General features: G+C 60.3%; 21 protein-coding genes, 2 pseudogenes and 1 other annotated feature. Of the genes and pseudogenes, 14 read left to right on the top strand and 9 right to left on the bottom strand.

Annotation, left to right across the window (positions count from 1 at the left end; genetic code table 11):
• Positions 1-3 precede the first annotated feature (3 nt).
• A complete protein-coding gene (locus HUK68_RS22585; RefSeq protein ID WP_175506520.1) occupies positions 4-1,143 on the bottom strand; it encodes a glutathione-independent formaldehyde dehydrogenase in 1,140 nt (379 codons plus the stop codon).
• A 323-nt stretch (positions 1,144-1,466) separates the two neighbouring features.
• Here HUK68_RS22585 and HUK68_RS22580 point away from each other — a divergent pair.
• A pseudogene (locus tag HUK68_RS22580) lies at positions 1,467-1,750 on the top strand (transposase); the annotation flags it as partial.
• A gap of 39 nt (positions 1,751-1,789) precedes the next feature.
• Here HUK68_RS22580 and HUK68_RS22575 read toward each other — a convergent pair.
• A protein-coding gene (locus HUK68_RS22575) for an IS3 family transposase (RefSeq protein ID WP_175506519.1) occupies positions 1,790-3,021 on the bottom strand; the annotation gives its coding sequence in 2 pieces (ribosomal slippage) (positions 1,790-2,730 and positions 2,730-3,021; 1,233 coding nt in all).
• Positions 2,627-2,743: a sequence feature (AL1L pseudoknot), on the bottom strand. It overlaps the preceding gene by 117 nt.
• 140 nt (positions 3,022-3,161) lie before the next feature.
• Here HUK68_RS22575 and HUK68_RS22570 point away from each other — a divergent pair.
• Positions 3,162-4,421 carry a GSU2403 family nucleotidyltransferase fold protein gene (locus HUK68_RS22570; protein WP_175506518.1) on the top strand — a complete coding sequence of 420 codons (1,260 nt, stop codon included), beginning with the start codon at positions 3,162-3,164 and terminating at the stop codon, positions 4,419-4,421.
• Positions 4,422-5,338: 917 nt separating this feature from the next.
• Here the strand turns inward: HUK68_RS22570 and HUK68_RS22565 are convergent.
• A protein-coding gene (locus HUK68_RS22565; protein WP_244146440.1) for an IS3 family transposase occupies positions 5,339-6,597 on the bottom strand; the annotation gives its coding sequence in 2 pieces (ribosomal slippage) (positions 5,339-6,267 and positions 6,267-6,597; 1,260 coding nt in all).
• Between the two features lie 1,152 nt (positions 6,598-7,749).
• On the opposite strand from HUK68_RS22565, the pseudogene HUK68_RS22560 reads away from it, so the two are divergent.
• Positions 7,750-8,836, top strand: a pseudogene (locus HUK68_RS22560) (IS3 family transposase).
• 139 nt (positions 8,837-8,975) lie between these two features.
• Here HUK68_RS22560 and HUK68_RS22555 read toward each other — a convergent pair.
• The gene (locus HUK68_RS22555) at positions 8,976-9,227 is read right to left on the bottom strand and encodes a helix-turn-helix domain-containing protein (protein ID WP_175506517.1); all 252 of its coding nucleotides are present in this window, start codon (positions 9,225-9,227) and stop codon (positions 8,976-8,978) included.
• A gap of 112 nt (positions 9,228-9,339) precedes the next feature.
• Between HUK68_RS22555 and HUK68_RS22550 the strand changes: the two genes are divergently transcribed.
• Positions 9,340-9,792: a hypothetical protein gene (locus HUK68_RS22550; protein ID WP_175506516.1), complete on the top strand. Its 453-nt coding sequence runs from the start codon at positions 9,340-9,342 to the stop codon at positions 9,790-9,792.
• An 83-nt stretch (positions 9,793-9,875) separates the two neighbouring features.
• Here HUK68_RS22550 and HUK68_RS22545 read toward each other — a convergent pair.
• A protein-coding gene (locus HUK68_RS22545; protein WP_175506515.1) for an IS3 family transposase occupies positions 9,876-10,966 on the bottom strand; the annotation gives its coding sequence in 2 pieces (ribosomal slippage) (positions 9,876-10,708 and positions 10,708-10,966; 1,092 coding nt in all).
• Between the two features lie 66 nt (positions 10,967-11,032).
• Here HUK68_RS22545 and HUK68_RS22540 point away from each other — a divergent pair.
• The 9 genes from HUK68_RS22540 to HUK68_RS22500 all read left to right on the top strand — a co-directional run bounded on the left by HUK68_RS22540 (position 11,033) and on the right by HUK68_RS22500 (position 21,007).
• A protein-coding gene (locus HUK68_RS22540) for an IS3 family transposase (protein ID WP_434082479.1) occupies positions 11,033-12,291 on the top strand; the annotation gives its coding sequence in 2 pieces (ribosomal slippage) (positions 11,033-11,363 and positions 11,363-12,291; 1,260 coding nt in all).
• A gap of 224 nt (positions 12,292-12,515) precedes the next feature.
• Positions 12,516-13,415 (top strand): LysR family transcriptional regulator, encoded by a 900-nt coding sequence (locus HUK68_RS22535; protein WP_175506514.1) that lies wholly within the window; start codon positions 12,516-12,518, stop codon positions 13,413-13,415.
• A 125-nt stretch (positions 13,416-13,540) separates the two neighbouring features.
• Positions 13,541-14,530, top strand: coding sequence for a Bug family tripartite tricarboxylate transporter substrate binding protein (locus tag HUK68_RS22530; protein WP_175506513.1), 990 nt, complete (start codon positions 13,541-13,543; stop codon positions 14,528-14,530).
• 110 nt (positions 14,531-14,640) lie between these two features.
• Positions 14,641-15,327 (top strand): RraA family protein, encoded by a 687-nt coding sequence (locus HUK68_RS22525; protein ID WP_175506599.1) that lies wholly within the window; start codon positions 14,641-14,643, stop codon positions 15,325-15,327.
• The gene (locus HUK68_RS22520) at positions 15,324-16,250 is read left to right on the top strand and encodes an NAD(P)-dependent oxidoreductase (RefSeq protein WP_175506512.1); all 927 of its coding nucleotides are present in this window, start codon (positions 15,324-15,326) and stop codon (positions 16,248-16,250) included. The genes HUK68_RS22525 and HUK68_RS22520 overlap by 4 nt, the downstream gene beginning before the upstream one ends.
• A gap of 1 nt (position 16,251) precedes the next feature.
• Entirely contained in the window at positions 16,252-17,316 is a 1,065-nt protein-coding gene (locus HUK68_RS22515) for a cyclase family protein (RefSeq protein ID WP_175506511.1), read from the top strand.
• A gap of 111 nt (positions 17,317-17,427) precedes the next feature.
• A complete protein-coding gene (locus HUK68_RS22510; protein ID WP_434082480.1) occupies positions 17,428-18,330 on the top strand; it encodes a tripartite tricarboxylate transporter substrate binding protein in 903 nt (300 codons plus the stop codon).
• Between the two features lie 19 nt (positions 18,331-18,349).
• Entirely contained in the window at positions 18,350-19,345 is a 996-nt protein-coding gene (locus HUK68_RS22505; protein ID WP_175506509.1) for a Bug family tripartite tricarboxylate transporter substrate binding protein, read from the top strand.
• A gap of 565 nt (positions 19,346-19,910) precedes the next feature.
• Positions 19,911-21,007 (top strand): IS3 family transposase gene (locus tag HUK68_RS22500; RefSeq protein ID WP_175506508.1). Its coding sequence is split into 2 segments (ribosomal slippage): positions 19,911-20,163 and positions 20,163-21,007, totalling 1,098 coding nucleotides; the frame shifts between segments, so codons are not numbered across the junction.
• Positions 21,008-21,012: 5 nt separating this feature from the next.
• Here HUK68_RS22500 and HUK68_RS22495 read toward each other — a convergent pair.
• Both HUK68_RS22495 and HUK68_RS22490 read right to left on the bottom strand, forming a co-directional pair.
• The gene (locus HUK68_RS22495) at positions 21,013-21,699 is read right to left on the bottom strand and encodes a TonB-dependent siderophore receptor (protein ID WP_175506507.1); all 687 of its coding nucleotides are present in this window, start codon (positions 21,697-21,699) and stop codon (positions 21,013-21,015) included.
• 170 nt (positions 21,700-21,869) lie between these two features.
• On the bottom strand, positions 21,870-22,334 hold the full coding sequence (locus tag HUK68_RS22490) for a hypothetical protein (RefSeq protein ID WP_175506506.1): 465 nt from the start codon (positions 22,332-22,334) through the stop codon (positions 21,870-21,872).
• Positions 22,335-22,390: 56 nt separating this feature from the next.
• Here HUK68_RS22490 and HUK68_RS22485 point away from each other — a divergent pair, with 56 nt between their 5' ends.
• On the top strand, positions 22,391-23,656 hold the full coding sequence (locus HUK68_RS22485) for an IS256 family transposase (protein ID WP_175506505.1): 1,266 nt from the start codon (positions 22,391-22,393) through the stop codon (positions 23,654-23,656).
• Positions 23,657-23,661: 5 nt separating this feature from the next.
• Here HUK68_RS22485 and HUK68_RS22480 read toward each other — a convergent pair whose 3' ends face one another.
• The gene (locus HUK68_RS22480; RefSeq protein ID WP_175506504.1) at positions 23,662-24,114 is read right to left on the bottom strand and encodes a helix-turn-helix domain-containing protein; all 453 of its coding nucleotides are present in this window, start codon (positions 24,112-24,114) and stop codon (positions 23,662-23,664) included.
• Between the two features lie 121 nt (positions 24,115-24,235).
• Entirely contained in the window at positions 24,236-24,604 is a 369-nt protein-coding gene (locus tag HUK68_RS22475; RefSeq protein WP_175506503.1) for a winged helix-turn-helix domain-containing protein, read from the bottom strand.
• Positions 24,605-24,636: the final 32 nt, after the last annotated feature.

Here is a 24,636-nt window from a genome sequence, read left to right as displayed (position 1 = left end):
CGCTCAGTTGCCAGGATGCAGGATGACCTTGGTCCAGCCCATCTCGCGCTTGTCGAAACGCTCATAGGCTTCCGGGGCCTTGTCCAGGTCCAGTTCGTGCGACACGATGAAAGAAGGATTGGCTCGCTCGTTGTGGATGAGGTTGCACAGTTCCCGGTTGTAGTGCTTCACGTTGCACTGGCCGGTCCGCACGGTTTGTCCCTTGAACCAGAGCTTGCCGAAGTCAAGGGCAAGCTTGCCCTTCTTCTGCAGCGGGTCCTCGGCCTGCGGGTCTTCCGGCACGAAGACGCCCACCACGCCAATGCCTCCCGTGGCCTTCACCGAACCGATGAGGCTGTTCATCGTCATGTCGGGCTGTTCGTCTCCCTCTGCATCGTGGGCCTGGTAGCCGACGCATTCGCAGCCCCGGTCCACGCCCAGGTCCCTTGTTTCCTTCATCAGGAAATCGACCGGCGACACCTTGGAATCATCAATCGTGATAGCCCCTATGCTCTTGGCCAGTTTCAGCCTGTCGGGATGGCGGTCCACGATGTACACCTTGGCCGCTCCCTGGATGAGTGCGGAGTGCGCCGCCATCAGCCCGACAGGTCCGGCACCATAGATGACGATGCTTTCACCAGGCATGAGCCCGGCCAGTCGAGTGGCGTGCCAACCGGTGGGGAAGATGTCCGAGAGCATCACATAGTCCTTCTGGCGGGACTTGGCATCGGGCGGCAGCACCAGGCAATTGAAGTCACCGTAAGGCACCCGCAGGTACTCGGCTTGGCCTCCGCTGTAGGGCCCCATGTCGGCGAAGCCGTAGGCAGCCCCGGCAGACCCAGGATTGCAGGTGAGGCAATAGCCTGTGAGCCCCTTCTCGCAGTTCGTGCAGAAGCCGCATCCGATGTTGAAGGGCAGTACCACCCAGTCGCCCTTCTTGACGCGGTCTACAGCAGCCCCGACTTCCACTACCTGACCCATGTTCTCGTGGCCGAGGATGCGGCCGGCCTCCATGTTCGTACGTCCCTCATACATATGGAGGTCCGAGCCGCAGATGTTGGTTGTCGTAATCTTCACCAGTACATCGGTCGGCTTTTCGATTTGGGCGTCCGGCATCTCCTTGACGGTGACTTGGCGGGGACCTTCGTAGACAAGAGCTTTCATGCGAATCCTCAGGTGGTGGCTCAGGTGGTGGCTCAGGTGGATGGAAGCTCCACTTTAATGGTTATGGTTGGCCGCAACATGGGGCTGCACGCTTATCGCTCGTAGGACCGAGCCTACAAAGGAATCGGAAGGTGCTCAGGCGCTGTGGCCAAGCGGCGCCGTGAGTGTCGGCATTGCCGGCGCTGCCTTGGCACCGCGTGGCCGAGAGAACGAAGGCGTGGCAGTGGCTGTGGCAACAGCTGTATCACTGGCTTACGCAACGTTTGAAGTTGAAGTTGCCCCGGTTTGACGGACACCTTACGCTGTAGAGCAAGGAGTTCAAGATGGGCAAGACAAGGCCGCCGTATCCGGCGGAGTTCCGAGAGCAGATGGTGGAGCTGGTACGAGCCGGCAAGACGCCAGCTGAGCTGGCGCGTGAGTTCGACGTGACTGCGCAGACCATTGCCAACTGGGTCGGCGCCGCTGGTGGCCAAGCCACGACGGGCGCGCTCAGTGGGGTCGAACGTGAGGAACTGGCAAGGCTGCGCCGACAGCTGCGGCAAGTCCAGATGGAGCGCGACATCCTGGCAAAGGCTACGGCCTGGTTCGCCGCCAAGAGCGACAAGACTGAACCGCACCGGGTTTCGTGGAGGCAGTTTGGTTTAAGTCAGGTCGCCACCGAGGTGGCCTGACTGGCGAGTTGCCGGTAGTAGTTTGCCTCAGCTTCTGCGGGCGGAATGTGCCCCATGGGCTCAAGGAGCCTGTGGTGGTTAAACCAGGACACCCATTCGAGGGTGGCCAGTTCCAGAGTTTCTTTCGTTTTCCACGGTGCCCGGCGGTGAATCAACTCGGCTTTGTACAAGCCGTTGATGGTCTCGGCCAAGGCGTTGTCGTAGCTGTCACCGCGACTGCCCACCGAGGGTGCAATTTTGGCCTCTGCCAGCCTCTCGGTGTAGCGAATTCCGACGTATTGAGACCCCCTGTCGGAGTGGTGGGTCAACGACCCATCACGCCCGGGTCGGCGGGCGTACAGCGCCTGCTCCAGCGCATCCAAAACGAAGTCAGTGCGCATCGAACTGCTGACCCGCCAACCGACGATGCGCCGGGCGTACACATCAATGACAAAGGCCACGTACTGCCAACCTTGCCACGTCGATACGTATGTGAAATCACTGACCCAAAGCTGGTTCGGGCGCTCGGCACGGAACTGGCGGTTGACACGGTCCAGCGGGCATGGCGCCTTGGCATCGCTGATCGTGGTGCGGATTACCTTGCCTCGCATCGCGCCTTGTAGACCGAGGCGGCGCATCAACCGCTCGACGGTACAGCGCGCAACGGCCGTACCCTCACGTGCCAGTTGGCGCCAGACCTTCACGGCACCGTAGACCTGCATGTTGGCCTGCCAGACGCGCTGTATGGCAGGCATGAGGACGTCTTCTCGGCATGCCCTGACACAGCGCCTGTGTGGCTCTCGCAGCAGCGCCGCATGGCGCCGATATCCCGACGGGGCGATCTGCAATACCTTACAGATCGGCTCGACCCCGAAGGTATCTCGATGCTTGTTTACGAACTCTCTCAGGACTTGATGCGACGGTCGAGCTCCGCCTGGGCGAAAAAAGCGCTGGCCAGCTTCAGAATCTCGTTGGCCCGGCGCAGCTCCTTGACCTCGCGTTCCAGCTCCTTGACCCGTTGCGCCTCGCTGGTCGTGATGCCTTCACGCACCCCCGCGTCGACTTCTGCGCGCTTGATCCAGTCCAGCAGCGTTTGCGGCACACAGCCGATCTTGGGCGCAATCGATTGCACGGCGGCCCACAGCGAGGAGTATTCCCCGCGGTGCTCTTGCACCATGCGCACGGCGCGATCACGGACTTCGGGGGAGAACTTGTTGGTCTTGTTCATGGCTTCATCATCTTAAGAGTTGAAGCCTCCACGAAACCCGGTGCGGTTCATCCATAGAATGGTTTTTGGTGTGGCACGGGACTAGCCTCCAAGGAATTGGCCGTATAAAATACAAATTTTGGAATTTATACGGCCAATTCATGAGCGACCTCAACTATCTTCCGGTTTCCGAGGCAGCAGCACTCCAGATCATCAACTCGACGACCGTGTTCGAGGAATACCTGCGAGCAGAAAAGGAAGCCGCACAAGTTCGAGGCGGCATGTACTGGAAGAAGCAGGGCCAGTACGAATACCTGGTGCGCACCTCGGTGGACAACCATCAAGCCCGAATTGGTCCGCGTTCGCCCGAGACCGAAAAGATCTTCGATGGATTCATGGCACGCAAGGAGGCCGTGGAAAAGCGCTTAGGCTCGCTCGGAGAGGCGTTGAACGAGGCGCAGCGTATGAACAGAGCCCAACGAGCTGGCCGCGTCCCGAATCTCGTAGTTGGTCTATTAAACCGGCTGCACCAAGAGGGGATGGATAAGCACTTTACCGTTGTCGGCACGCATGCGCTCTATGCATATGAATCGTCGGCTGGGGTTCGCATCATGCCAGCAGCACTCGCAACCCAGGACGTAGACATGCTATGGGATGCCCGAAAGCGTGTCAGCTTCATCACGGACTTGGCGAAGACTGACGACAAATCCATCCTGCGGATCCTGCAACGCGTCGATCCATCATTCCAGCGCAAGGAAATGCACAACGAAACCGCCATCAATGACCGAGGTTTCGAGGTCGACTTTCTGCGCCGAGAGCAGCAACTCGAAGATCCACATCCAATGCGCTTTTCCGATGACGAGGGCGATTTGTGGCCTGTGCAAGCCCGACGTGCTGGGATTTTGACCGAGGCGCCTCGCTTCGTCGCCCCAGTGATCGCTCAAAACGGCGCGATGGCCATGATGAACACGATCTCTCCAACAGCCTTTGTCAAGTTTAAAAATTGGCTCGCGGCCGATGCTCCTGAGCGTCTGAACATTAAGAAGTCGCGGGACATGATGCAGGCTGAGATCGTGCAGCAAATGCTCGATGAGGGGATTCTGTTCGAGCAAGGAGTTCCTCCCCTGGCTGCTGAGCAGGGCGCCCAGGTATCAGAGCGTGAAATCCGCTCTACATTGGAAAAGCAGGGTTATAAAGTCATCGACAAGTCAGGTCCCGACGGTTTGCGTTTCATAGGGCCCATCGTTGCTGTCTCTGGAATGCACGTGGCCCAGGATGTTGGCCGCCGAAAGATCGTCATCCACGATACAAAGTCCTTGACTGAACCGCCAACACTTGGTGATCGAATCGAGGTTGTCTTCAAGGGTGGCCGTGGGACGGTTTCACGCGTGGACGAACCAAGCAAGGAACGTGGTCGTTAACGGCCGTGCCGTTCATGTGTTGCCGCACGCCTGCGCGAGCTCGCGTCTATGGCCGCCGCACATAATCCAACAGCCCTCCATGAACTCGGTGCTGTTTTGATCCGCCGCCGGGCCTTTGCAGTTGCGGAACGTCACTGTACTTTCGTTGGTGCGTCACTCTACTTTCGTTTTTTCCGGAATGGGCCTGCCGGCCGGAGCCATCGATAGCGGCCTGCAGGAGCGCCGCTGTGCGGTTTTTTTGGGAGGGTAGAAGGGGTAGGGAGCCCAGGGCCAGAGAGCACCGCTCCTGGCCCAGCACAAGCTGCTGGGCCGGTCGGCAGGCCTGCGGTTGTGCCGGTGCTGAACTGGCGACCCAGGGCCGGTGACATGCCTGGCATGAATAGGGCTGTAGGCCCCGGCAGGGCAGCTAGTGACGCAGCACCAGGTGCAGGCCACGGAGCCCAAGCCTGCGGCCGTGCTGATGGGCGTCAGCAGGGGTGGCAGCGCAGAGAGGATCCCCGACGAACGACGCGCAGCGCGAACGCTGCAGTTCGGTCAATGCGATGTCAGGTGGACACCGGCCGCGTGTGCGCTGCGGGCTGGTTCATGCTGCACCAGCACAAGGTGCTGAGCATTTCGCATCGGGTTCTGTCAGCTCATGGAAAGTGTGATCGACCGCGCAAGATTCCGCGTCAAGCGTGAGTACAGAAAGCAGACGGCGACCGTGCGGTGGTACCTCAAGGATGACGGCACGGGCTGGGAGAAGCGCCTCCGCGGCGCAGCGCGAGTTGATGTCGTAAACGTTGACTGAGACCAGCTCGCAGGAGACGCGGGCTGGTTCATGCTGGCCCGGCACAAGGTGCTAAGCATGAACCGCACCGGGTTTCATGTAGGGCAGTTGATTTATGTGATGTTGCCCCCGTATTCCCGGCCCCGTCCTATTCGCAATAAAGCGCTTGGTCAGCTAATGCGGCCTGTTGCCGCCTGAACTCCCGAGGCGAACGCATTTTCAACGAAGAATGCGGATGCAACTCGTTGAAGTGCTCAAAGGCCGCTGGCAGTTGCTCCAGCACCGTTCGCGCGTCACGTAGGTCCATGCGTGCCACGTAGTCGCGTTTGAAGGTGTTCACGAAGCTCTCGGCCATGCCGTTGCTCTGCGGGCTGCAGACCGGGGTGTTGATGAGCTTGAGGCCCAGCGCGCGTGCCAGCGCCCGTGTTTCGGCCGCGATGTAGGCTCCGCCGTTGTCGCTCAGGAACTCCAGCGCTTGGTCTGCGGGAACTGCCTCCACTGCCCCGAAGCGGCGCTCCACGGCTTCGATGAGCATCTCGCGCACCGGCTCGCCTGGCAGGCCTTTTCCCTCCCAGGCACGCCAAGCCATTACCTCCCGGTCACAGCAGTCCTTGGCGAACGTGGCAGTCACGGTCTGGCCTGAGTCGTACTTTATTTCCAGGCCATCGGAGCACCAGCGCAGGTCGCTGCGCGAGACAGCCACGCGGCCTTCATGCGTGCGTGCGGACTGGCGCCGACGCGGTGCTTTAGGCAGTAGCAGGCCCGCTTCTGCCATGACGCGATAGACGCGTTTGGCGTTGACCCTTGCAGCGCCTCGCGCCCTGCGTTGGCGGTTCACCAGGGCGCAGGCACGGCGGTAGCCATAGCTTGGCAGCTGCGCAATCTCCTGGCGCAGTTCGGCCAGCAGCTCTTCATCGCCGCGAGGCGTGCGGTGGCTGCGACCATCGGTCCAATCATCATCACGCCCCAGCAGGTCACGCACATGCGAGCGCGCCAACCCCATCGTCCGGCAGACCGTCTTCACTGGTCTTCCCCGGGCAACAAGGGCGAGCGCGCAAGCCACTTTTTTTCTGTGGCGTACTCCACGGCCTCCTTGAGGATTTCGTTCTCAAGGGTCTTCTTGCCGAGCACGCGCTGAAGCTTGGCGATTTCTGCCCGGGCCGCCGCCAGCTCGGATGCCGGAACGACTGCTTCACCAGCGGAGACAGCGGTCAAAGCGCCCTGGCGCTCGAGCTTGCGCCACTGGAACAGCAGCCCCGCGGAGACGCCTTCCTGGCGAGCGACCAACGACACGCTCATGCCTGGCTCGTACGTGCGGCGCACCAGCGCTGCCTTCTCAGCGACGGACCAACGCCTGCGGCGCTGGTCCGTCACGACTACTTCTACTGACTCCGTATGTCTAGTCATATGCACAGTCCTATTCCTATCTCTAAAGATAAGCGACAGGACGGGGCCGGGGAATCAAGGGGCTATCTCATATGTGCGACAGCCATAGGCGAGAGCCCGCGCAGGCATACGGCCACACATGTGCAGAGATTGCGCATGCGTTCACACCGACGTTGCGCAGGGCAGAAGGGCGAGGAGAGCATGCTTTTGCAGCAAAAACCACGGCCCAACTTCATCGGGCTGTCCTGACTGTAGCCGTGGCCCAGAACGGCACAGCCGCAACCCGATGCGAATGCTTAGCACCCTGCGCTGGTCCAGCATGAACCAGCCCGCAGCGCACACGCGGCCGGTGTCCACCTGACATCGCATTGAACGACCTGCAGCGTTAGGGCTGCGCGTCATTCGCAGTGGATCCCCTGCGCTGCCACCCGGCTAATGCCCATTGGCACGGCCGCAGGCCTGGGCACTGTGGGCTGCACCTGGTGCTGCGCCACCAGCTGCGCTGCAGGGGCCTACCGGCTCAGTCATTCCCGGGATGTCACCGGTACTGGGCCGCCAGTTCGGCAGCGGCACGACCGCAGGCCTGCCGACCGGGCAAGCACCTCGTGCTGGGCCAGGAGCGGTGCGCTCCGGCCCTGGGCCCCTACCCCTTCCACCCTCCTAAAAAGCCGCGTAGGGGCGCTTCTGCAGGCCGCCATGGGCGGCCCCGGCCTGCAGGCCCATCCGGAAAAAACGAAAGTAGAGTGACGCACCAACGAAAGTACAGTGACGTTCCGCAGTATGCGCAGTTACTTTTGATTACAAAGATAACTTATTTAATTATTTGGGGTCTCGGGGCGAAGCCCTGAGTGTCTGCGACGGGGGCGAAGCCACCTAGCAGACCAGGGGCTAGTGGATATCGCAAGATATACACCTGGCATCCTGTCCAGTTCTATTCTTATCAAGTGCTGTAAATCTGCTGTAGATCTGTGGTGGATGTGGGGCATATCAGAACGTTGATCGTTATGCACTCAACGTGATTTCACTGTGATTGCTGGATGAAACAAGTGAGCCTATGCGAAATGCGGAACATTGAGTGCTTCTACAAGCAGAACAGGTGTGCCGCGTCATTGGTAATCCCCCCGTAAATCCAGGGCGCTGAGAAGTAGAGAGTCTTACAGGAGAATCTCTACCATGAAGAAATCGCGTTTCACCGACAGCCAAATCATCGACGCGCTCAAGCGGGCAGAGGCCGGACTGACCGTCCCCGAGCTGTGCCGTGAACTGGGAATAAGCTCGGCGACTTTTTACAAGTGGCGGGCCAAGTTCGGTGACATGGACGCCTCGCTCATGGCACGCATAAAGGAGCTGGAGGAGGAGAACCGGCGGTTGCGCAAGATGTACGTCGAGGAGAAACTCAAGGCCGAGGTCGTGGCGGAGGCGCTCGCAAAAAAGTGGTGAAGCCATTTCGCCGACGTGAGATGGCACAACGAGCGGTGCAGCAGCGAGGCTGTCGGTCCGGGCTGCTTGCCAGGCTTTCCAGATCAGTCAGGCCTGCTACCGCTACGAGGCCCGGCGTGGCGCAGAGGACGACGAGATCGCCCAGTGGCTGCTGCGCCTGACCGACAACAACCGCAACTGGGGCTTCGGGCTGTGTTTCCTGCATTTGCGCAACGTGCGCCGTTTCCCCTGGAACCACAAGCGCGTGTACCGGATCGACCGGGAGTTGGAGCTGAACCTGCGCATCAAGCCGCGCAAGCGCCTGGTGCGCGAGAAACCAGAGCCGCTCACGGTGCCCGAGCACTGCAACGAGGTCTGGTCGATGGACTTCATGCACGACCAGTTGGAAGACGGGCGCAGCATCCGGCTGCTCAACGTGATCGACGACTTCAACCGCGAGGCCCTGGGCATCGAGGTGGACTTCTCGCAGCCGTCGCATCGCGTGATCCGTACGCTGGCGCAGATCATGGCCTGGCGCGACAAGCCGCAAGTGATCCGCTGCGACAACGGGCCCGAGTACATCAGCGCCACGCTGCTGATCTGGGCAAGCACGCGTGGCATCCAAATTGAGCACATCCAGCCCGGCAAGCCCCAACAGAATGCCTACGTGGAGCGCTTCAACAGAACGGTCCGCTACGAGTGGTTGTCACAGTATTATTGGAGCGACCTCGAAGAGGCGCAGGAGTTCGCTACGCAATGGATGTGGCGCTACAACAATGAACGCCCGAACATGGCCTTGGGCGGCATCACCCCGAAACAGCGGCTGGCCATGGCCGCATAGTTCTACTTCTCGGAACGGTGGAATTCGGGGGGATTACCAAGTGGCTTCACGCTCGCCTCGCGAGTTCAGGCAGTTGAGACACTCCCTAACCGAGGGGGTGACTTGGTGCCCTGAGATGTGAGGGGCAATCCACAGAGTGCTATGCGGTCCGCCCTAGACTTCTCTCATATCGTGCGATGAAAGTCGGTAAAGAAAGCCCAACTGCTACGCACCAGGCATTTAGCTCAATCAAATCCAGACGCCGCAGGCCACTCTCCACCTTGCTCACAAAAGTTTGGTCTTCATCCAGTAATGCACCAAGTTGGACCTGCGTGAGTCCAGCCATCTTTCTGGTTTCGTAGAGGAGCTGAAGGAGGATTTTGTTCTCTTGCGTATAGAGCGACTTTTGCATGGAGGGCCTTGAAGAGGCCCAAATGTCGGATCGCAACCAAAATATGCGAAAATCGCATATCCACTTATATGCAGCACGCCCGGCTACGCTAGTAGCTCATGCCTGAAGTCCTATGTTTACCGAGCACCACAAACACCCTCTGTCCTCCATCTACGGCGGCACTGCACAACTCTGGAGGGCTCTTGAAATCGAGTTGCGCCGCCCCTGGTTTCTAGTTGAAATCGACACTCCCGGCCTGCAGGAGGATGCAGGCGGAGTTGCGCGGCGCACTATGTGTATCTCAAACATTGAAGACGTCCTCGGCTTGCTTCCCGACCACCCAGACACCACTTCTGTGCTCCGCTCTGTATCGATGCTTGAACCCTCGCATGACGCTTGCGGAAGTTGGACAATCCACCCTATCAAGGAGGTATGGGAGGGAGTTGAGCTCGTGGATCAAACGATGAGAACGAAGGTCGTCCTGAAGACCAATGGCGAGCAATTCGCACTGTCATTGTTCGGAACCCCTGCAGACGCTGTTCAGAATCAATCAAAAGTCGCAGACTTTCCCTATGCAGGGCAATAGCGAGAACTGAACACGTTGTCACAATGGACTCGGAAAGGCGACGTCCCCCCGTTTTCAGTAGCACTTGGCTTTGGAGCCCGGGGTTAATTTAACTGGTTTTGCATCAGCTGCCGTGCATAGGCAGCAGGCGTCAACCCGCCCAGTACTTTCTTCGGGCGCTCCTCGTTGTATTCCCGGCGCCAAGCTTCGACGATTACCCGGGCATGCGCCAGACTGGTGAACCAATGCTCGTTCAGGCATTCATCGCGGAATCGTCCATTGAATGATTCGATGTAGGCGTTCTGATTGGGCTTGCCCGGTTCGATCAGGAACAACTGCACGCCCCGCGCATGCGCCCAACTCACCATGGCACGGCCGCAGAACTCTTTGCCGTTGTCGGTTCTGATCGCCTTGGGCAACCCGCGCGTACTGGCCAACTGCTCCAGGATGCGCACCAGGTGGTTGCCACTCAGTGCACGCTGCGGCACGATGGCTACCGCCTCGTGTGTAGCGTCATCGACCACGGTCAAGCTCTTGATGCTGCGCCCTTCGGCTGTGCGGTCAAACACGAAGTCCATGGACCACACTTGGTTGGCCGACGTCGGGCGCTCCAAAGGATGTCGCTCGGCGAGCGGAATCTTTTTGCGCTTGCGCCTCTTCACTTGCAGGCCGGCCTGGGCATACAGGCGATCGACCCGCTTGTGGTTAACCAGCTCGCCGGCCTGGCGCAGCTTCAAATAGATCATGCCGGCACCGTAGCGTCGATGACGTTGCGCCAAGGCGATGATCTTTTCCCTGAGAACGCAATTGCGATCCGTCACCGGCTGATAGCGGTAGGCGCTGGGGCTCATACCAATGACGCGCAATGCGCGTCGTTCGCTTAGCCCTTGGCCGTTCATGTGGCGCACCAGCTCCCGGCTTGCGGATGCGCTCACCACTTTTTTCGCAGAGCCTCTTTCGTGATCTCGTTCTCCAGCATGGCTTCGGCCAGCAGGCGCTTGAGGCGACCATTCTCGGTTTCCAGCTCCTTGAGCCGCTTGGCATCCGAGACCGTCATTCCGCCGAACTTGTTGCGCCACAGGTAGTAGCTCGCTTCAGAGAATCCATGCCTGCGGCACAACTCTGCCACCGGCAACCCTGATTCAGCTTCCCTCAGGAAGCCAATGATCTGTTCTTCGCTATATCGCTTTTTCACGTCCAATCTCCTGTCGTTTGGGATTGGACTCCAAGTTCATTTGCTACTCAAATCTGGGGGGACGTCGTGACTAGACATACGGAGTCAGTAGAGGTAGTCGTGACGGACCAGCGCCGCAGGCGTTGGTCCGTCGCTGAGAAGGCAGCGCTGGTGCGCCGCACGTACGAGCCAGGCATGAGCGTGTCGCTGGTCACTAGCCAGGAAGGCGTCTCCGCGGGGCTGCTGTTCCAATGGCGCAAGCTTGAGCGCCAGGGCGCTTTGACCGCTGTCTCCGCTGGTGAAGCAGTCGTTCCGGCATCCGAGCTGGCGGCGGCCCGGGCAGAAATCGCCAAGCTTCAGCGCGTGCTCGGCAAGAAGACCCTTGAGAACGAAATCCTCAAGGAGGCCGTGGAGTACGCCACAGAAAAAAAGTGGCTTGCGCGCTCGCCCTTGTTGCCCGGGGAAGACCAGTGAAGACGGTCTGCCGGACGATGGGGTTGGCGCGCTCGCATGTGCGTGACCTGCTGGGGCGTGATGATGATTGGACCGATGGTCGCAGCCACCGCACGCCTCGCGGCGATGAAGAGCTGCTGGCCGAACTGCGCCAGGAGATTGCGCAGCTGCCAAGCTATGGCTACCGCCGTGCCTGCGCCCTGGTGAACCGCCAACGCAGGGCGCGAGGCGCTGCAAGGGTCAACGCCAAACGCGTCTATCGCGTCATGGCAGAAGCGGGCCTGCTACTGCCTAAAGCACCGCGTCGGCGCCAGTCCGCACGCACGCATGAAGGCCGCGTGGCTGTCTCGCGCAGCGACCTGCGCTGGTGCTCCGATGGCCTGGAAATAAAGTACGACTCAGGCCAGACCGTGACTGCCACGTTCGCCAAGGACTGCTGTGACCGGGAGGTAATGGCTTGGCGTGCCTGGGAGGGAAAAGGCCTGCCAGGCGAGCCGGTGCGCGAGATGCTCATCGAAGCCGTGGAGCGCCGCTTCGGGGCAGTGGAGGCAGTTCCCGCAGACCAAGCGCTGGAGTTCCTGAGCGACAACGGCGGAGCCTACATCGCGGCCGAAACACGGGCGCTGGCACGCGCGCTGGGCCTCAAGCTCATCAACACCCCGGTCTGCAGCCCGCAGAGCAACGGCATGGCCGAGAGCTTCGTGAACACCTTCAAACGCGACTACGTGGCACGCATGGACCTACGTGACGCGCGAACGGTGCTGGAGCAACTGCCAGCGGCCTTTGAGCACTTCAACGAGTTGCATCCGCATTCTTCGTTGAAAATGCGTTCGCCTCGGGAGTTCAGGCGGCAACAGGCCGCATTAGCTGACCAAGCGCTTTATTGCGAATAGGACGGGGCCGGGAATACGGGGGCAACATCACCAGTGGCAGTCATTGCGTTGCATCGACCGGTTGAAACCACGGCCCAGAGCTGCCGTTTTCCTGGCGTTTTTTGCCGTCGGCCTTCCCACATGGAGCAGAACATGACGCCGATCTGCATCGGTCACTCAAAAAGTCCCGCCGCTGTCGGCGATATTTGCGCAGAATGCGGTCACTACTTTAGACAGCAATTCCCGTGGACCTACGCGATCTTCACTACTTCGAGGTGATTGCCGAACTTGAGCACATTGGCCGCGCCACCGAGCGCCTACATCGCTCGCAACCTGCGCTGACAGGCTCCGTTCGCCGGCTGGAAGATGCTTATAGTGCCAAGCTCATTGAGCGGACCGGCCGCGGCATTCGACTGACAACTGCAGGCAAAACTTTGCTGAAATGGGCACAGCGAGCAAGGTTGGATCTGGACAACGCGCACCGAGAGATTCGTGATCTGGGGCAAGGGGTCACAGGAGAGGTGAAACTGGGCATTGTCCCCACCGCGGCTCAGTTTCTACTCCCGCCTGCGGCTCGGACTTTGCTGAAAGAGTCCCCACGCGTGAAACTAAAGACCATCGTTGCCCTCGGCGATGTCCTGCGCCCAAAGCTGGCCAATGGCGAGATCGACCTGTTGGTCGGTACGGAGAGCTTTGACGAAGAGAACGTTGTTTCCCAGCTACTCGCGGAAGACCCCATCGTCGTGGCTGCAGCCGCATCCCATCCGCTGTTCGAGCGCCCCAAGCTCACTCTGAAAGACCTCGTTGGTCACTCCTGGGTTTTGCAGCCGCCAGGAGCGCCTGTCCGCGACTGGTTGGATCAGACCTTCGAGCGCCAGCGACTTCCCCGCCCCGACGTGCAGGTGGAAAGCACCATGCTATTGATGCTTCCGGCACTGATCGAAGAGACCGGCTTGCTGAGCTTCATCTCCCGACTGCACCTGCAAGAAGGCAGCACGGGTGCACAGCTGAGAGAGGTGAAAGTTCGAGGGGCGACCATGCGCCGACGCATGGTGGTTAGCTCACGCAAGGACGGATACCTGTCGCCAGCAGCCGAGCGCTTGATATCGCTGTTGGCAAAACAAGCGCGACGCCACCTAGATTGAGCAAAAGTTTCAGTGATGGGTTTGAACGAATTTCCGATTGGATGTTTTAGCGGAGCCGTGAATACTGTCTTCTGAGTCCAGCGAGAGCGATAGCGCTGCCGTAGATGGACCGAGGAGACAAAAAAATGACAATCAACGCCCTTCGCGGCGCTGCGCCCATCGCAGCCCTTTTTATCGTCGGAGTAATTGCAGCACTCCCCGCCGCCGCACAAAACGCATATCCATCGCGTTCGATTCGGTTGGTTGTTCCTTTTCCAGCAGGCGGCGCGCCGGATATGATCGCGCGGGAGGTCGCCAACAAGGTGACCACGCAACAGGGCTGGACCATCATCATCGAAAACAAGCCCGGGTCCGGTGGCAACGTAGGTGTCGATGTGGCTGCCAAGGCCAAGCCGGACGGCTACACCCTGGTGCTGGGGCAGACCAGCAACCTGGCCATCAACCCCAGTCTGTACGCCAAGATGCCGTACAACGCGCAGAAGGATCTGACCCCTGTGGGCCTGGTGGCTAGCGCGCCCCTGGTGCTGGTAGTGGCAAGCAACTCTCCATACAAGACCCTCGCAGACGTTGTGGCTGCAGGCAAGGCAAAGCCGGAGCACTTGAACTATGCAAGTTCGGGCAGCGGCACAGTCGCGCATTTGGCCATGGAGCAACTGCAGAAGGCCGCCGATGTGCGCTACACGCATGTTCCCTACAAGGGCGCTGCTCAGGGCGCGACGGACTTGATTGGTGGCCAGGTGCAGATGTACATCTCCTCGGTGCCAACCCTGATGGGCCACATCAAGAACGGCAAGATGCGCGGCCTTGTGGTCACGTCCAGCAAGCGCTCGGCGGACCTGCCCAACGTGCCCACCGTGGCCGAGTCTGGCGTCGAGGGTTTTGAAGCCGTCACCTGGTTCGGCATCGCTGGCCCTGCGGGATTGCCAAAGGACATCGTTGCCACACTGAACGCTGCCTTCAACAAGGCGCTGGAGGCTCCTGACGTTCGCCAAAAGTTGGCCGACCAAGGTAGCGAAGTGCTCGGCGGCACCCCTGAAAGCTTTGCGACCCTTATCCGCAGCGAGACCACACGCTGGGCCACGGTCGTCACGGAATCCGGCGCCAAGGTCGACTGACCGCCAAGCCCGCACGGGTTTCGTTCCCAGACTTCAAAACCGCACAGATTGGCTTGGCAATGCGCCAGGTCGGCGGCAGCATTTCTTCCCTCACCGCAACAGATATCGATATGTCCCAACAGCCCGACATCATCCGCGACTTCGATCGCGTTCCCGCAGACATCGTGCGCCAGGCCGCTGAATTCCAGCCGGCCATCCTCGCCGACGTGGCAGGCCGCCGCGGCGCCTTAAACGGTCGCATCCAGGCCCTGCGCCCACGCATGAAGTTGGCCGGCACCGCGTTCACCGTCGAGGTGCGGCCCGGCGACAACCTGATGATCCACGCCGCCATCTCGCTGGCCAAGCCGGGAGACGTGTTGGTCATTGACGGCAAGGGCGACCTCAGCGCCGCCTTGATGGGCACCATCATGATGACCGCCTGCAAACAACTGGGCATCGCTGGCGTCGTGATCGACGGTGCCGCACGCGACAGTCTGGAGATCGACGAGATGGATTACCCGGTGTTCTGCGCGGGCACGAACCCCAACGGCCCTACGAAGCTGGTGCCAGGCCGGATCGGTCATCCCGTCTCGGTCGGCGGCGTGACCGTGTATCCGGGCGACTTCATCATCGGCGATTCCGATGGCGTGATCGTTGTCGAGCGCGAAAAGATCGAAGGACTGCTCCCCATCGCAGCCAAGAAGGTTCGTGACGAAGCTGCCCGCATCGCAGACATCAAGGCGGGCGACACCGCTGCGAAATGGCTGGATGCGGCCTTGCGCGCGGCCGGTGTTCTCAAGGAAGGGGAAAAGCTGTGAGCACGATCCTCGTCACCAGCGACACGCTCGCCCCGCAGGCACTTGATCTCTTGCGCGAACACGACTTGGTGTTCACCGGCAAGAATCCGGCCGAAGAACGCATTGTCGAACTGTGCCGCGAACACAACCCCGTTGGCATTATCGTGCGATACGGAAAGCTCGGCGCCGCCGCCATGGATGCAGCCCCGGCGCTGAAAGTGATGTCCAAGCACGGCAGCGGCACGGACAATATCGACAAGGTCGCAGCCAAGGAGCGCGGCATTGAGGTCGTCGCGGCTGCGGGCGCGAATGCCGCTGCCGTGGCCGAGCAGGCCCTGGCGCTGTTGCTGGCCTGTGCCAAGTCGGTGAGCCGCATCGACGCGCGCATGCACGCTGGACACTGGGACAAGGCCTCGCACACTAGCGTGGAATTGGACAGTCAGACCGTTGGCGTGGTGGGCTTAGGCGCCATCGGCCAGCGCTTCGCCCGCATGGCTCACGGTCTGGGTATGCGTGTCCTGGGCTTCGACCCTTTCGCGAAGAGCCTACCTGACTACATCACTGTGACCGACGTGCCGACGATCCTGCGCGAGGCTGAAGTCATCTCCCTGCATTGCCCGCTGACCGAGGAGAACCGGCACCTGCTCAACGCCAGCACGCTCGCCCAGTGCAAACGCGGCGTGATCGTGGTCAACACGGCACGGGGCGGTCTGATCGACGAGGACGCACTGTTGGCTGCGGTGCGCTCGGGCCAGGTCGGTGGTGCCGGTCTCGACAGCTTCGAGGTCGAACCCATGCAGCCAGGTCACCCATTCCAGAACGAACCGGGCATCGTGCTGAGCCCGCACATCGGTGCTGTGACCAACGGTGCCTACGTCAACATGGGCTTGTTCGCCGCGCGCAATGCGTTAGCCGTCCTAGCCCGCCACACGGCGGCGGCCTGAAATGGCAGGGCGCTGGAAGCACGCTCCAACGGACAGCCATTGGGGCGAGTTCGGAGCCGACGATCAACGCGGCCGGATGAACTTGGTCGACTCGGCCAAGGTGTTGCAGGGCATCGCGGAGGTGCGGGAAGGAAAGACCTTCTGTCTGTCGCTGCCCCTCGACGTGCCCGGCGGCATGACCTTGAACCCGCGCAGGATGCCGGCCCAAATGTTCGCGACGCTGCGCGACGGCAAAAGCGCTGGCGTGCAAGGCTACTGCTGGTCGTACGCCTCAGAAGACCCCGACCAGACCGACGTGGTTTGCGATGAAGTGCTGTTGATGAACACGCAGTATTCAACGCAGTGGGATAGCCTGGCGCACATGGGTTCACGCTTCGACGCCGATGGCGACGGCGAAGCCGAAGCCGTGTTCTACAACGGCTACCGCGCCGGCCAGGATATCCGTGCTGCGCAGGAAGACCATGCGGCAGCAGCCGACTGGGCCCGCTTTCCCGGACCGCGCGCGGATGCCTTGGGTATTCAGAACCTGGCCGAACACGGCGTTCAGGGCCGCGGCGTCCTGGTTGATCTGGAACACCACATCGGCCGCCAGCGCCAAGCGGTCGGATACGACCAGCTCATGCGAATCCTGGAAACCGACCGCGTGGACATTGAAGCTGGGGACATGGTCTGCATCCACACCGGCTTTGCGGACACCCTGCTGGCCATGAACCGAAAGCCAGACCTGCAGCTGTTGCACGCGACCGGCAGTGGCTTGGATGGCCACGACCGCAAACTTCTGAACTGGATCGTCGACGTACGCCTGGCCTGCCTCCTGGCAGACAACACCGCGGTTGAACTGGTGGTCCCGAAGCTCACGACCCCAACCCCCATGCGCGGGCCCCGCCTGCCGCTTCACGAGCACTGCTTGTTCAAAAACGGAATCCACCTTGGCGAGCTCTGGCTGTTGACGCCCTTGGCTCGGTGGCTGCGCGCAAACGGTCGCTCGCGCTTCCTGCTGACCGCTCCCCCGCTGCGCCTTCCCGGTGCGGTCGGCTCCCCGGCGACCCCCATCGCAACGGTTTGACTATTACTACTCCAGGAGACTTCTCAAATGAAAGTGACACGCCGTACCCAACTGAGCGCGATCGCCGGACCATTGCTCGCAGCTGTACTGCTTTCTTTTGGCCAACCCGCGATGGCCGACTGGCCAGACAAGCCGATTCGCCTCGTCGTTCCCTATCCGGCCGGTGGTGCGGCCGACAACACTGCACGAATCCTGGCTCAGGAACTCGGCGAGCGGCTGAAGCAGCAGATCATCGTGGACAACAAGCCCGGTGCGAGCGGAACCATCGGCGCCGCCTTCGTTGCTAAGGCTCCTGCTGACGGCTACACCTTGCTGCTGGATGCAACGTCCTATACCGTCAACCCAAGCCTGTACAACAAGCTGTCGTATAACCCCGAGAAGGAACTGGTTCCGGTCTCCCAGATCATGCAGGTCCCGCTGCTGATGGTTGTTCCGGCCAATTCGCGCTTCACCAGCGTGGCAGATGTAGTCAAGGCTGCTGCGGCGCAACCCGGCAAGCTGTCCTATGCTTCTGCAGGCAACGGCGGCGCCCAGCACCTGGCTGCAGAGCTGTTTGCGCAAGGGCAGAAGCTGCAGATGACGCACGTGCCATACAAAGGCGGCGCACCTGCGTTGACGGACCTCATCGGCGGCCAGCTCGACCTGATGTTCAGCGCCACGACCGCGAGCGGAACCTTCGTCAAGGGCGGCAAGCTCAAGGCCCTCGCCATCAGTTCCGGCAAGCGGCAGGGTGCCTGGCCACAGGTGCCCACAGTGGCCGAGTCCGGTGCCACTGGCTTCGAGGTGTACGAGTGGAACGGTCTCTTTGCGCCAGCCGGTACGCCGCGTGCTGTGCTGGCTCGCCTCGAGTCCGAGACGCAGGCCGTGGTGGCAAGCCCCACCGTTGCCAAGCGCTTCGATGAGATGGGTGTGCAGGGTGTGGGTTCCAGCGCAAAGGACTTCACCGCGTTCGTTAAAGCCGAGACTGCGAAATGGGCTGAGGTCATCAAGACCAGCAAAATCCGTACGGATTGAGCCGAAGAGAGACTTGACCATGGCACAGAAATTTTTGACGTTCAGGGCTCGCATACTTCCCATTGGCCTGGTTCTCGGCGCGCTGACAGGCGCGCCTCTGGCTGCGCTCGCACAAGGGGAATATCCGTCCAAAGCGGTGCGCATTGTTGTTCCGTATGCGCCGGGCGGGGCAGTCGACCTGGTGACGCGGCGCATCGCTCAGCAGCTCACCGAGCAGACGGGCAGCAGCTTCTTCGTTGACAACAAGCCCGGTGGCACAGGCACCATTGGCATTACGCAGGTCACGCGTTCTACGGCGGACGGCCACACGTTGCTGACCAACGACATGACGTACGCCATCCTGCCGCACGTTTTCAGCAAGCTGGCCTGGGACTACGACAGGGACCTGGTGCCTGTCGCCGCATTCAACTTTGCTCCGACTGCCATCGTGGTGGCGGCGGATTCGAGGTTCAAGACCCTCGCCGACTTGATCGCATTCGGTAGGGCCAATCCCGGTAAGTTGAACTACGGCACCGGAGGCGCGGGCACTATGCCGCACTTCTCCACCGAAGCGCTGAAGATGGCTGGCAAATTCGATGCGGTGCATGTGCCGTTCAAGGGCAATGGCGAAGCGACCATGGCACTACTGACCAACACTATCGACTTTCAGATTGCCTCGACGGCAGGTGTGATGGGGCAGCTCAATGGTGGCAAGGTCAGGTTGCTGGCTGTCAGCGGTATGGAGCGGCTGAAGGTGATCCCGAATGTGCCAACGTTTGCCGAGGCAGGTCTGCCGACCTACAGCGTGGTCAACTTCACTGGCGTCTGGGCGCCCAAGGGTACGTCCGCGGCGGTCGTGCAGCGGCTGGAGCGAGAACTCAGCACTGCGATGAAGAGCAGCAATATGACCGAGTATGCCGACAGCATTGGAGCATTGCCAACCTTGGTCGTTGGAGCGGACTTCGCGCAATTGCTCAAGAGCCGGACGCAATACTGGAGCGCTGTCGCCACGAGCGCTAAGGTGGAAAAGCAGTAAGCCGAACGGGATCGCGGAGGGCTTATTCTTGAGCAGCCGCAATCACGCGAGCCAGAGGCGAAGCGTGCCGGGTGACTGCCAAAGCCTGAGCGGAGCCTGCTGTCAGCGCCGGGCTGTTAGTCTTCGCGCTGGCCGTCGGATCCCTTGCTGGGGGAATTCATTATGGCAACTGCGACAAGCGGCCCGTTGCGCCGCTAAAAATCGCCTCACTCAAGAGTACTCAATAGGCCCTGCGTGGGTAACGCCATGGTTCTCAATGCCCTGGCAATGCTGCCACGCAGGGCGTTGCCGTCGCAATTAGGTGATGCTGATGTAAATAGAAAAATTTGCACAATTGATCATCGATGCGTGATCTGCATGCACTCTAAATTCTGGATGGTCTTAAATCCCGTTTGTACTCGTGCCTCACTGGCTGGAAAGGAAAAAGCCCGCTGAATGCGGGCTGTGTTTCCTGTGAAGACTAGCAACTTTTAATAGCTGCATTTACTGACAAGGGTTGGTGTGAAGCCCCCTCGGTAACCCGAGCCAGCTGGGAGTAGAGAATTCCAACCATTGGAGTCTCTACATGAAGAAAACCAGATTCAGTGAAAGCCAGATCGTTGCCATCCTCAAGGAGGTCGAGCTGGATGCCAAGGTCGGCGAGACATGCAGGAAGCACGGCGTGAGTGAGCCGACCTATTACAAATGGAAAAGCCAGTACTCGGGCATGACGGTCCCGCACCTGTCGCAGCTGCGTGAATTGCAGGACGAAAACGCCCGGCTCAAGCGCATGTACGCGGACCTGGCGCTGATGCACAACGCATTGAAAGACGTCGTCGACCGAAAGCTCTGACCCCGGAGCGTCGTGAGATGGTCGTGCAATCGCTGATGGCCGAGCATGGCATGAGCGAGCGACGGGCCTGCAGCGCCAGCGGGATCGCCCGCTCGACGCTGCGTTATCGGCCTGTGCCACGCGACGACTCCGGGGTGATCGCCTTCATCCAGGGCCACGTGGCGCTCAACCCGCGCCATGGCTTTGACCTGCTCTACGACAGCGCCCGCCATCAAAAGCAGCCTTGGGGCAAGACGGTGCTGTGGCGCGTGTACTGCCAGCTGCGGCTGAACCTGCCGCGGCGTGGCAAGAAACGGCTGCCGACACGCATCAAGCAGCCGCTACAAGCTGCTAGCCAACCCAACCAGGGTTGGAGCTGCGACTTCATGTCCGACGCCTTGTGGTCAGGCCGGCGATTCAGAACGTTCAACGTTATTGACGAATACAACCGGGAGGGACTGCGCATTGAGATCGACACCAGCTTGCCTGCTGCGCGGGTCATCCGTGCCTTGGACGAACTGGTCGAGGTGCGCGGCGCGCCGCTGTCCATTCGCCTGGACAACGGCCCCGAGTTCATTGCCAACGCCCTGGCTGAATGGGCGCAATCGAAGGGCATTGCCCTCAACCACATCCAACCGGGCAAGCCGACGCAAAACGCCTATGTCGAGCGATTCAACAAGACCTACCGCACCGAGGTGCTGGACTGCTACGTCTTCGATTCACTGCACGAGGTCAGGCAGATGACCGAGGACTGGCTGCACCGATACAACCACCACCGGCCCCACGAATCGCTGGGCCGCATCCCGCCGGTCGAGTACCGTGTGAAACAATTCCCAAACCTCTACTTCTGACTGGCTCAGGAATTCGAGGGGGCTTCAATATCGGCCATGGCGCGATAGCTGTCCCAGGAGCCTGCGCCGACGGATGCAGCCGCATGGAAATCCTGGCGCGGACGCTTGCGCACCAGATTGGTGGACGCCGAGGGATTGCCCGCGCCCGTGAGCAGGCCAGTGGCGCCGCGCACGACCTCGATACGGTCGTAAAAGGCGGTATCCAGAAAGCTGGCGCCTTCAAAGAAGGTCGTGGGAATGCCATCGTACTGGAAGCTGTCGACCGCGAAACCGCGCGCGTAGAAGCTGATGCGTCCGCTGTCCAGCGTGCGCGAGGAAATGCCGGTGGTGTTCTCCAGAACGTCCTTTACCGAATTCAACTGCTGGTCATCCATGCGCTGGCGCGTGATCACGGTCGCAGACTGGGGTGTCTCGCGCAAAGCCAGCGGCAGCCGTGTCGCGGCGCCAGACACACCGGTGGTATACGAGCCGCTGGTCTCGGTGGCAACCGTCGGAACGCTTGCCGTCACGGCCACCGTGGGCAGCGCCGGACCGTCTTCGACGGCATGCCATCGCGCTTCATCGGTCAGGCGGCTTTGTGCCTGCACAGAGGCATGCGCGCCAATGCCCAGCGCAAGCGCGGCAGCGAGGGGATGAAATGCAAACGCGCGCGCTGCGCCATTGCGGGAAGAAAAAGCAGTGAAGTAGAGCATCAGACCAGACTAAAAATGATAATCATTCCTATTTATGGTCGATTCTATTTTTGCCTTTTCATTTGCCGATAGCGAACTCAGGCCAGCGGATTGTTCAAAACGGACATCCTGCGCTGGGTGAAGGGCAGCGCTATGAGAAAGCCTCCATCTTTTTCATTGCTAAACAAGAATTAAGTCTGCACGTTTTCGGTAAATCGCAGGTAAGGAGCCATCACTGAATGAAGTGTGGTTTGATGAAGGCGAAGATTGTTCAGATAGCCCTTTTTACGCGTAATCATCGCTTTACGTTGGTCCGAGTCCGGCTCCGTCGCTATCTCCTCAGTGGCTTCAATCAGATTGTACAACTCAGAAAAAATCAGGTCCAAATGATCGACGACCGTATCGTCAAAAAGCCACATAGCCGAATTGATGGCTTCCAGATAGTCAAAGCGGCGATCGTGAGTCACATTTTTCAGACGAATTGCGTCACGAATGAAGCAAGCAGCGGCCTCGTACACAGCGAAGCGCTTCTCAAAGAGGTCAAGACGGAGTTTATCTCTGGCAGTTGCCATGGCCAAGGCAGCTGTTTCAGCCTGGCGGCGACCAATCTCAGCTTGGATGCGACCAAACTTATTGGCCACGTAGAACGCAGCCAAAGGGAGCCTGTCAGAAATTTTGTGTGTAAGGCATAACATGTCATCCAGGAGCATGAATGCCACGCAAAACAAAAACCACCGCTGCGGCGGACAAGGCGGCGCAGCCGCAATTCTCAGCCGAGCTGCTCGAGCAGCTCATCCCCGGGCCGGTCACGCCCGCCGAGCTCGAAGGTATTTTTCAGCAGTTCAAGAAATCGGTTCTTGAGCGGGCCCTGGGTGCCGAGATGAGCCATCACCTGGGTTACGCACCCGCCCAGGCCAAGCCCGAAGGGGCCACCGCCAACCACCGCAACGGCAAGAGCGCCAAGACGATATTGACGGACGCCGGCGCCCTGCGCATCGATGTTCCCCGTGACCGCGAGGGCACGTTCGAGCCCCAGCTCATTGGCAAGCATGAACGCCGCTTCACCGGCTTTGACGACAAAATTATCGCCATGTACACACGCGGCATGACAGTGCGCGAGATCCAGGGATTTCTGGCCGAGATGTACTCGGTGGACGTGTCCCCGGATCTCATCAGCAGCGTCACCGACGCCGTCATGAGCGAGATCTTGGCCTGGCAGACGCGTGCGCTCGTGCCCATGTACCCGGTCGTGTTCTTCGACGCGCTGCGGGTCAAGATTCGCGAAGATGCTGTGGTGCGCTCCAAGGCCGTGTACCTGGCACTGGCCGTGTTGCCCGACGGCAGCCGTGACATCCTGGGGCTCTGGATCGAGAATACCGAAGGCGCCAAGTTCTGGATGAAAGTCTTCAACGACATGAAGACCCGCGGGGTCCAGGATGTGCTGATTGCCGTGACCGATGGCCTCAAAGGCATGCCCGAGGCGTTGGCAGCGGTGTTCCCGGCCACCACACTGCAGACCTGCATCGTGCATCTCATTCGCAATAGCTTGGACTTTGCCAGCTGGAAAGACCGCAAGCTGCTGGCGGCGGCCATCAAGCCGATCTACACGGCCGTGAGTGCCGAGGCGGCCGAAGCCGAGCTGGATGCGTTTGCCCAGGGGCCTTGGGGCCAGAAATTCCCGACCGTGGTCAACGCCTGGCGCAGGGCCTGGGACAAGATCATCCCGTTCTTCGCCTTCCCGCCCGAGGTGCGGCGGGTGGTCTACACGACCAACGCGATCGAGAGCGTGAACGCGCGGCTGCGAAAGATCGTCAAGACGCGTGGCCACTTCCCCAGCGACGACGCGGCCACCAAGCTGATCTGGCTGGCCCTGCGCAACATCACCGAAGACTGGGGGCGAGCTGCCAACCACTGGAAATCCGCGATGAATCAATTCGCGATCCTCTACGAGGATCGGTTCACGAAATCGAGCCTATAAAATCTTCAACCCGCTTCACGTAATTCGTGAAGGTTCAAAGTGCCTCGCACACAGAAATTCTGACACTCCCTCTTGGAAGGGCCGCGAGGCTTGGGTTCTAGTGCCTCGGGACCACCCGTATGATACTGGCGCTCCCAGATTGCCATGGCGCTGTGGTCTCCGCGCACATCGAACAGCACCGCCACCTGTCGGCGAGACAACTCGTCGCGCCACATGCTTTCCAACACAAGCAGCTTGAATCTAGCGCTGTAGTGGCTGAACTTCTTGCGCAGCCCCTGAATCCCGTGTTGCTTATAGCCCTGGATCCAGCGGCACACCGTCGCTTGATTAAGTCCATGCCGCGTCGCCAGAGTCCCTGTGCCCACAGATTCGGCCAGATGCTGCCGGACGACCAAGAGCTTGAAGCTCTCCTTATATTTCGCCATGAAAAACACCACAAAGGTTGGATTGATATCCAAACTTTTGGGGTACAGTTCAGAAATATTCTGGGCTTTTCGTTTTGTGCTTGGGGGGAAGCAATACTTGAGTCTTGTTGATATGTCGATATACGTGCGGGGAACGGCCGGGCTTGGGGCTGTGCTAAACGCTGCTATTGGCGGCTTCCATCATGCACTTGGAGAGGTGGTCAAAGTAGCGCATCGCACCTCGCGTCAACTCGATTTGCTTGCGTCGGGCGTCCTCGGTATCCGAGAGCATGATCCAGCCCTTGGCGCGCATGGACTTGAGCCGGGTATGGATGGTCGCGGGGGCGCCAAGCTGCTCTTTCGCCATCATGTCCCGAACGCACAGCCGCTCATGCTGCGTACCGGCGCGCGCAATCACGGCCAGGATTTTCTCTTCCAGCGGGTCCAGCGGCGGCAATGAAGGCAGGCCGCGTATGGCGTCCGCCAGTTGCAAGAAGCGCAGGTAGACATCCGACGAGCGTTTCGTATTGTTTATGACATTCATTGGCGGCGGTGCATTATTTTCCGGGTAATCTT

The sequence above is a fragment of the Comamonas antarctica genome (assembly GCF_013363755.1).
In the GTDB taxonomy this organism is placed as follows: domain Bacteria; phylum Pseudomonadota; class Gammaproteobacteria; order Burkholderiales; family Burkholderiaceae_C; genus Comamonas; species Comamonas antarctica.
This window is presented reverse-complemented; position numbering and strand designations above follow the sequence as displayed.

Coding starts and splice junctions, on each gene's coding strand:
- HUK68_RS22585 (WP_175506520.1), bottom strand. CDS start 1,143: ATGAAAGCTCTTGTCTACGAAGGTCCCCGCCAAGTCACCGTCAAGGAG.
- HUK68_RS22570 (WP_175506518.1), top strand. CDS start 3,162: ATGAGCGACCTCAACTATCTTCCGGTTTCCGAGGCAGCAGCACTCCAG.
- HUK68_RS22555 (WP_175506517.1), bottom strand. CDS start 9,227: ATGCAAAAGTCGCTCTATACGCAAGAGAACAAAATCCTCCTTCAGCTC.
- HUK68_RS22550 (WP_175506516.1), top strand. CDS start 9,340: ATGTTTACCGAGCACCACAAACACCCTCTGTCCTCCATCTACGGCGGC.
- HUK68_RS22530 (WP_175506513.1), top strand. CDS start 13,541: ATGACAATCAACGCCCTTCGCGGCGCTGCGCCCATCGCAGCCCTTTTT.
- HUK68_RS22525 (WP_175506599.1), top strand. CDS start 14,641: ATGTCCCAACAGCCCGACATCATCCGCGACTTCGATCGCGTTCCCGCA.
- HUK68_RS22515 (WP_175506511.1), top strand. CDS start 16,252: ATGGCAGGGCGCTGGAAGCACGCTCCAACGGACAGCCATTGGGGCGAG.
- HUK68_RS22510 (WP_434082480.1), top strand. CDS start 17,428: ATGGCCGACTGGCCAGACAAGCCGATTCGCCTCGTCGTTCCCTATCCG.
- HUK68_RS22505 (WP_175506509.1), top strand. CDS start 18,350: ATGGCACAGAAATTTTTGACGTTCAGGGCTCGCATACTTCCCATTGGC.
- HUK68_RS22495 (WP_175506507.1), bottom strand. CDS start 21,699: ATGCTCTACTTCACTGCTTTTTCTTCCCGCAATGGCGCAGCGCGCGCG.
- HUK68_RS22485 (WP_175506505.1), top strand. CDS start 22,391: ATGCCACGCAAAACAAAAACCACCGCTGCGGCGGACAAGGCGGCGCAG.
- HUK68_RS22475 (WP_175506503.1), bottom strand. CDS start 24,604: ATGAATGTCATAAACAATACGAAACGCTCGTCGGATGTCTACCTGCGC.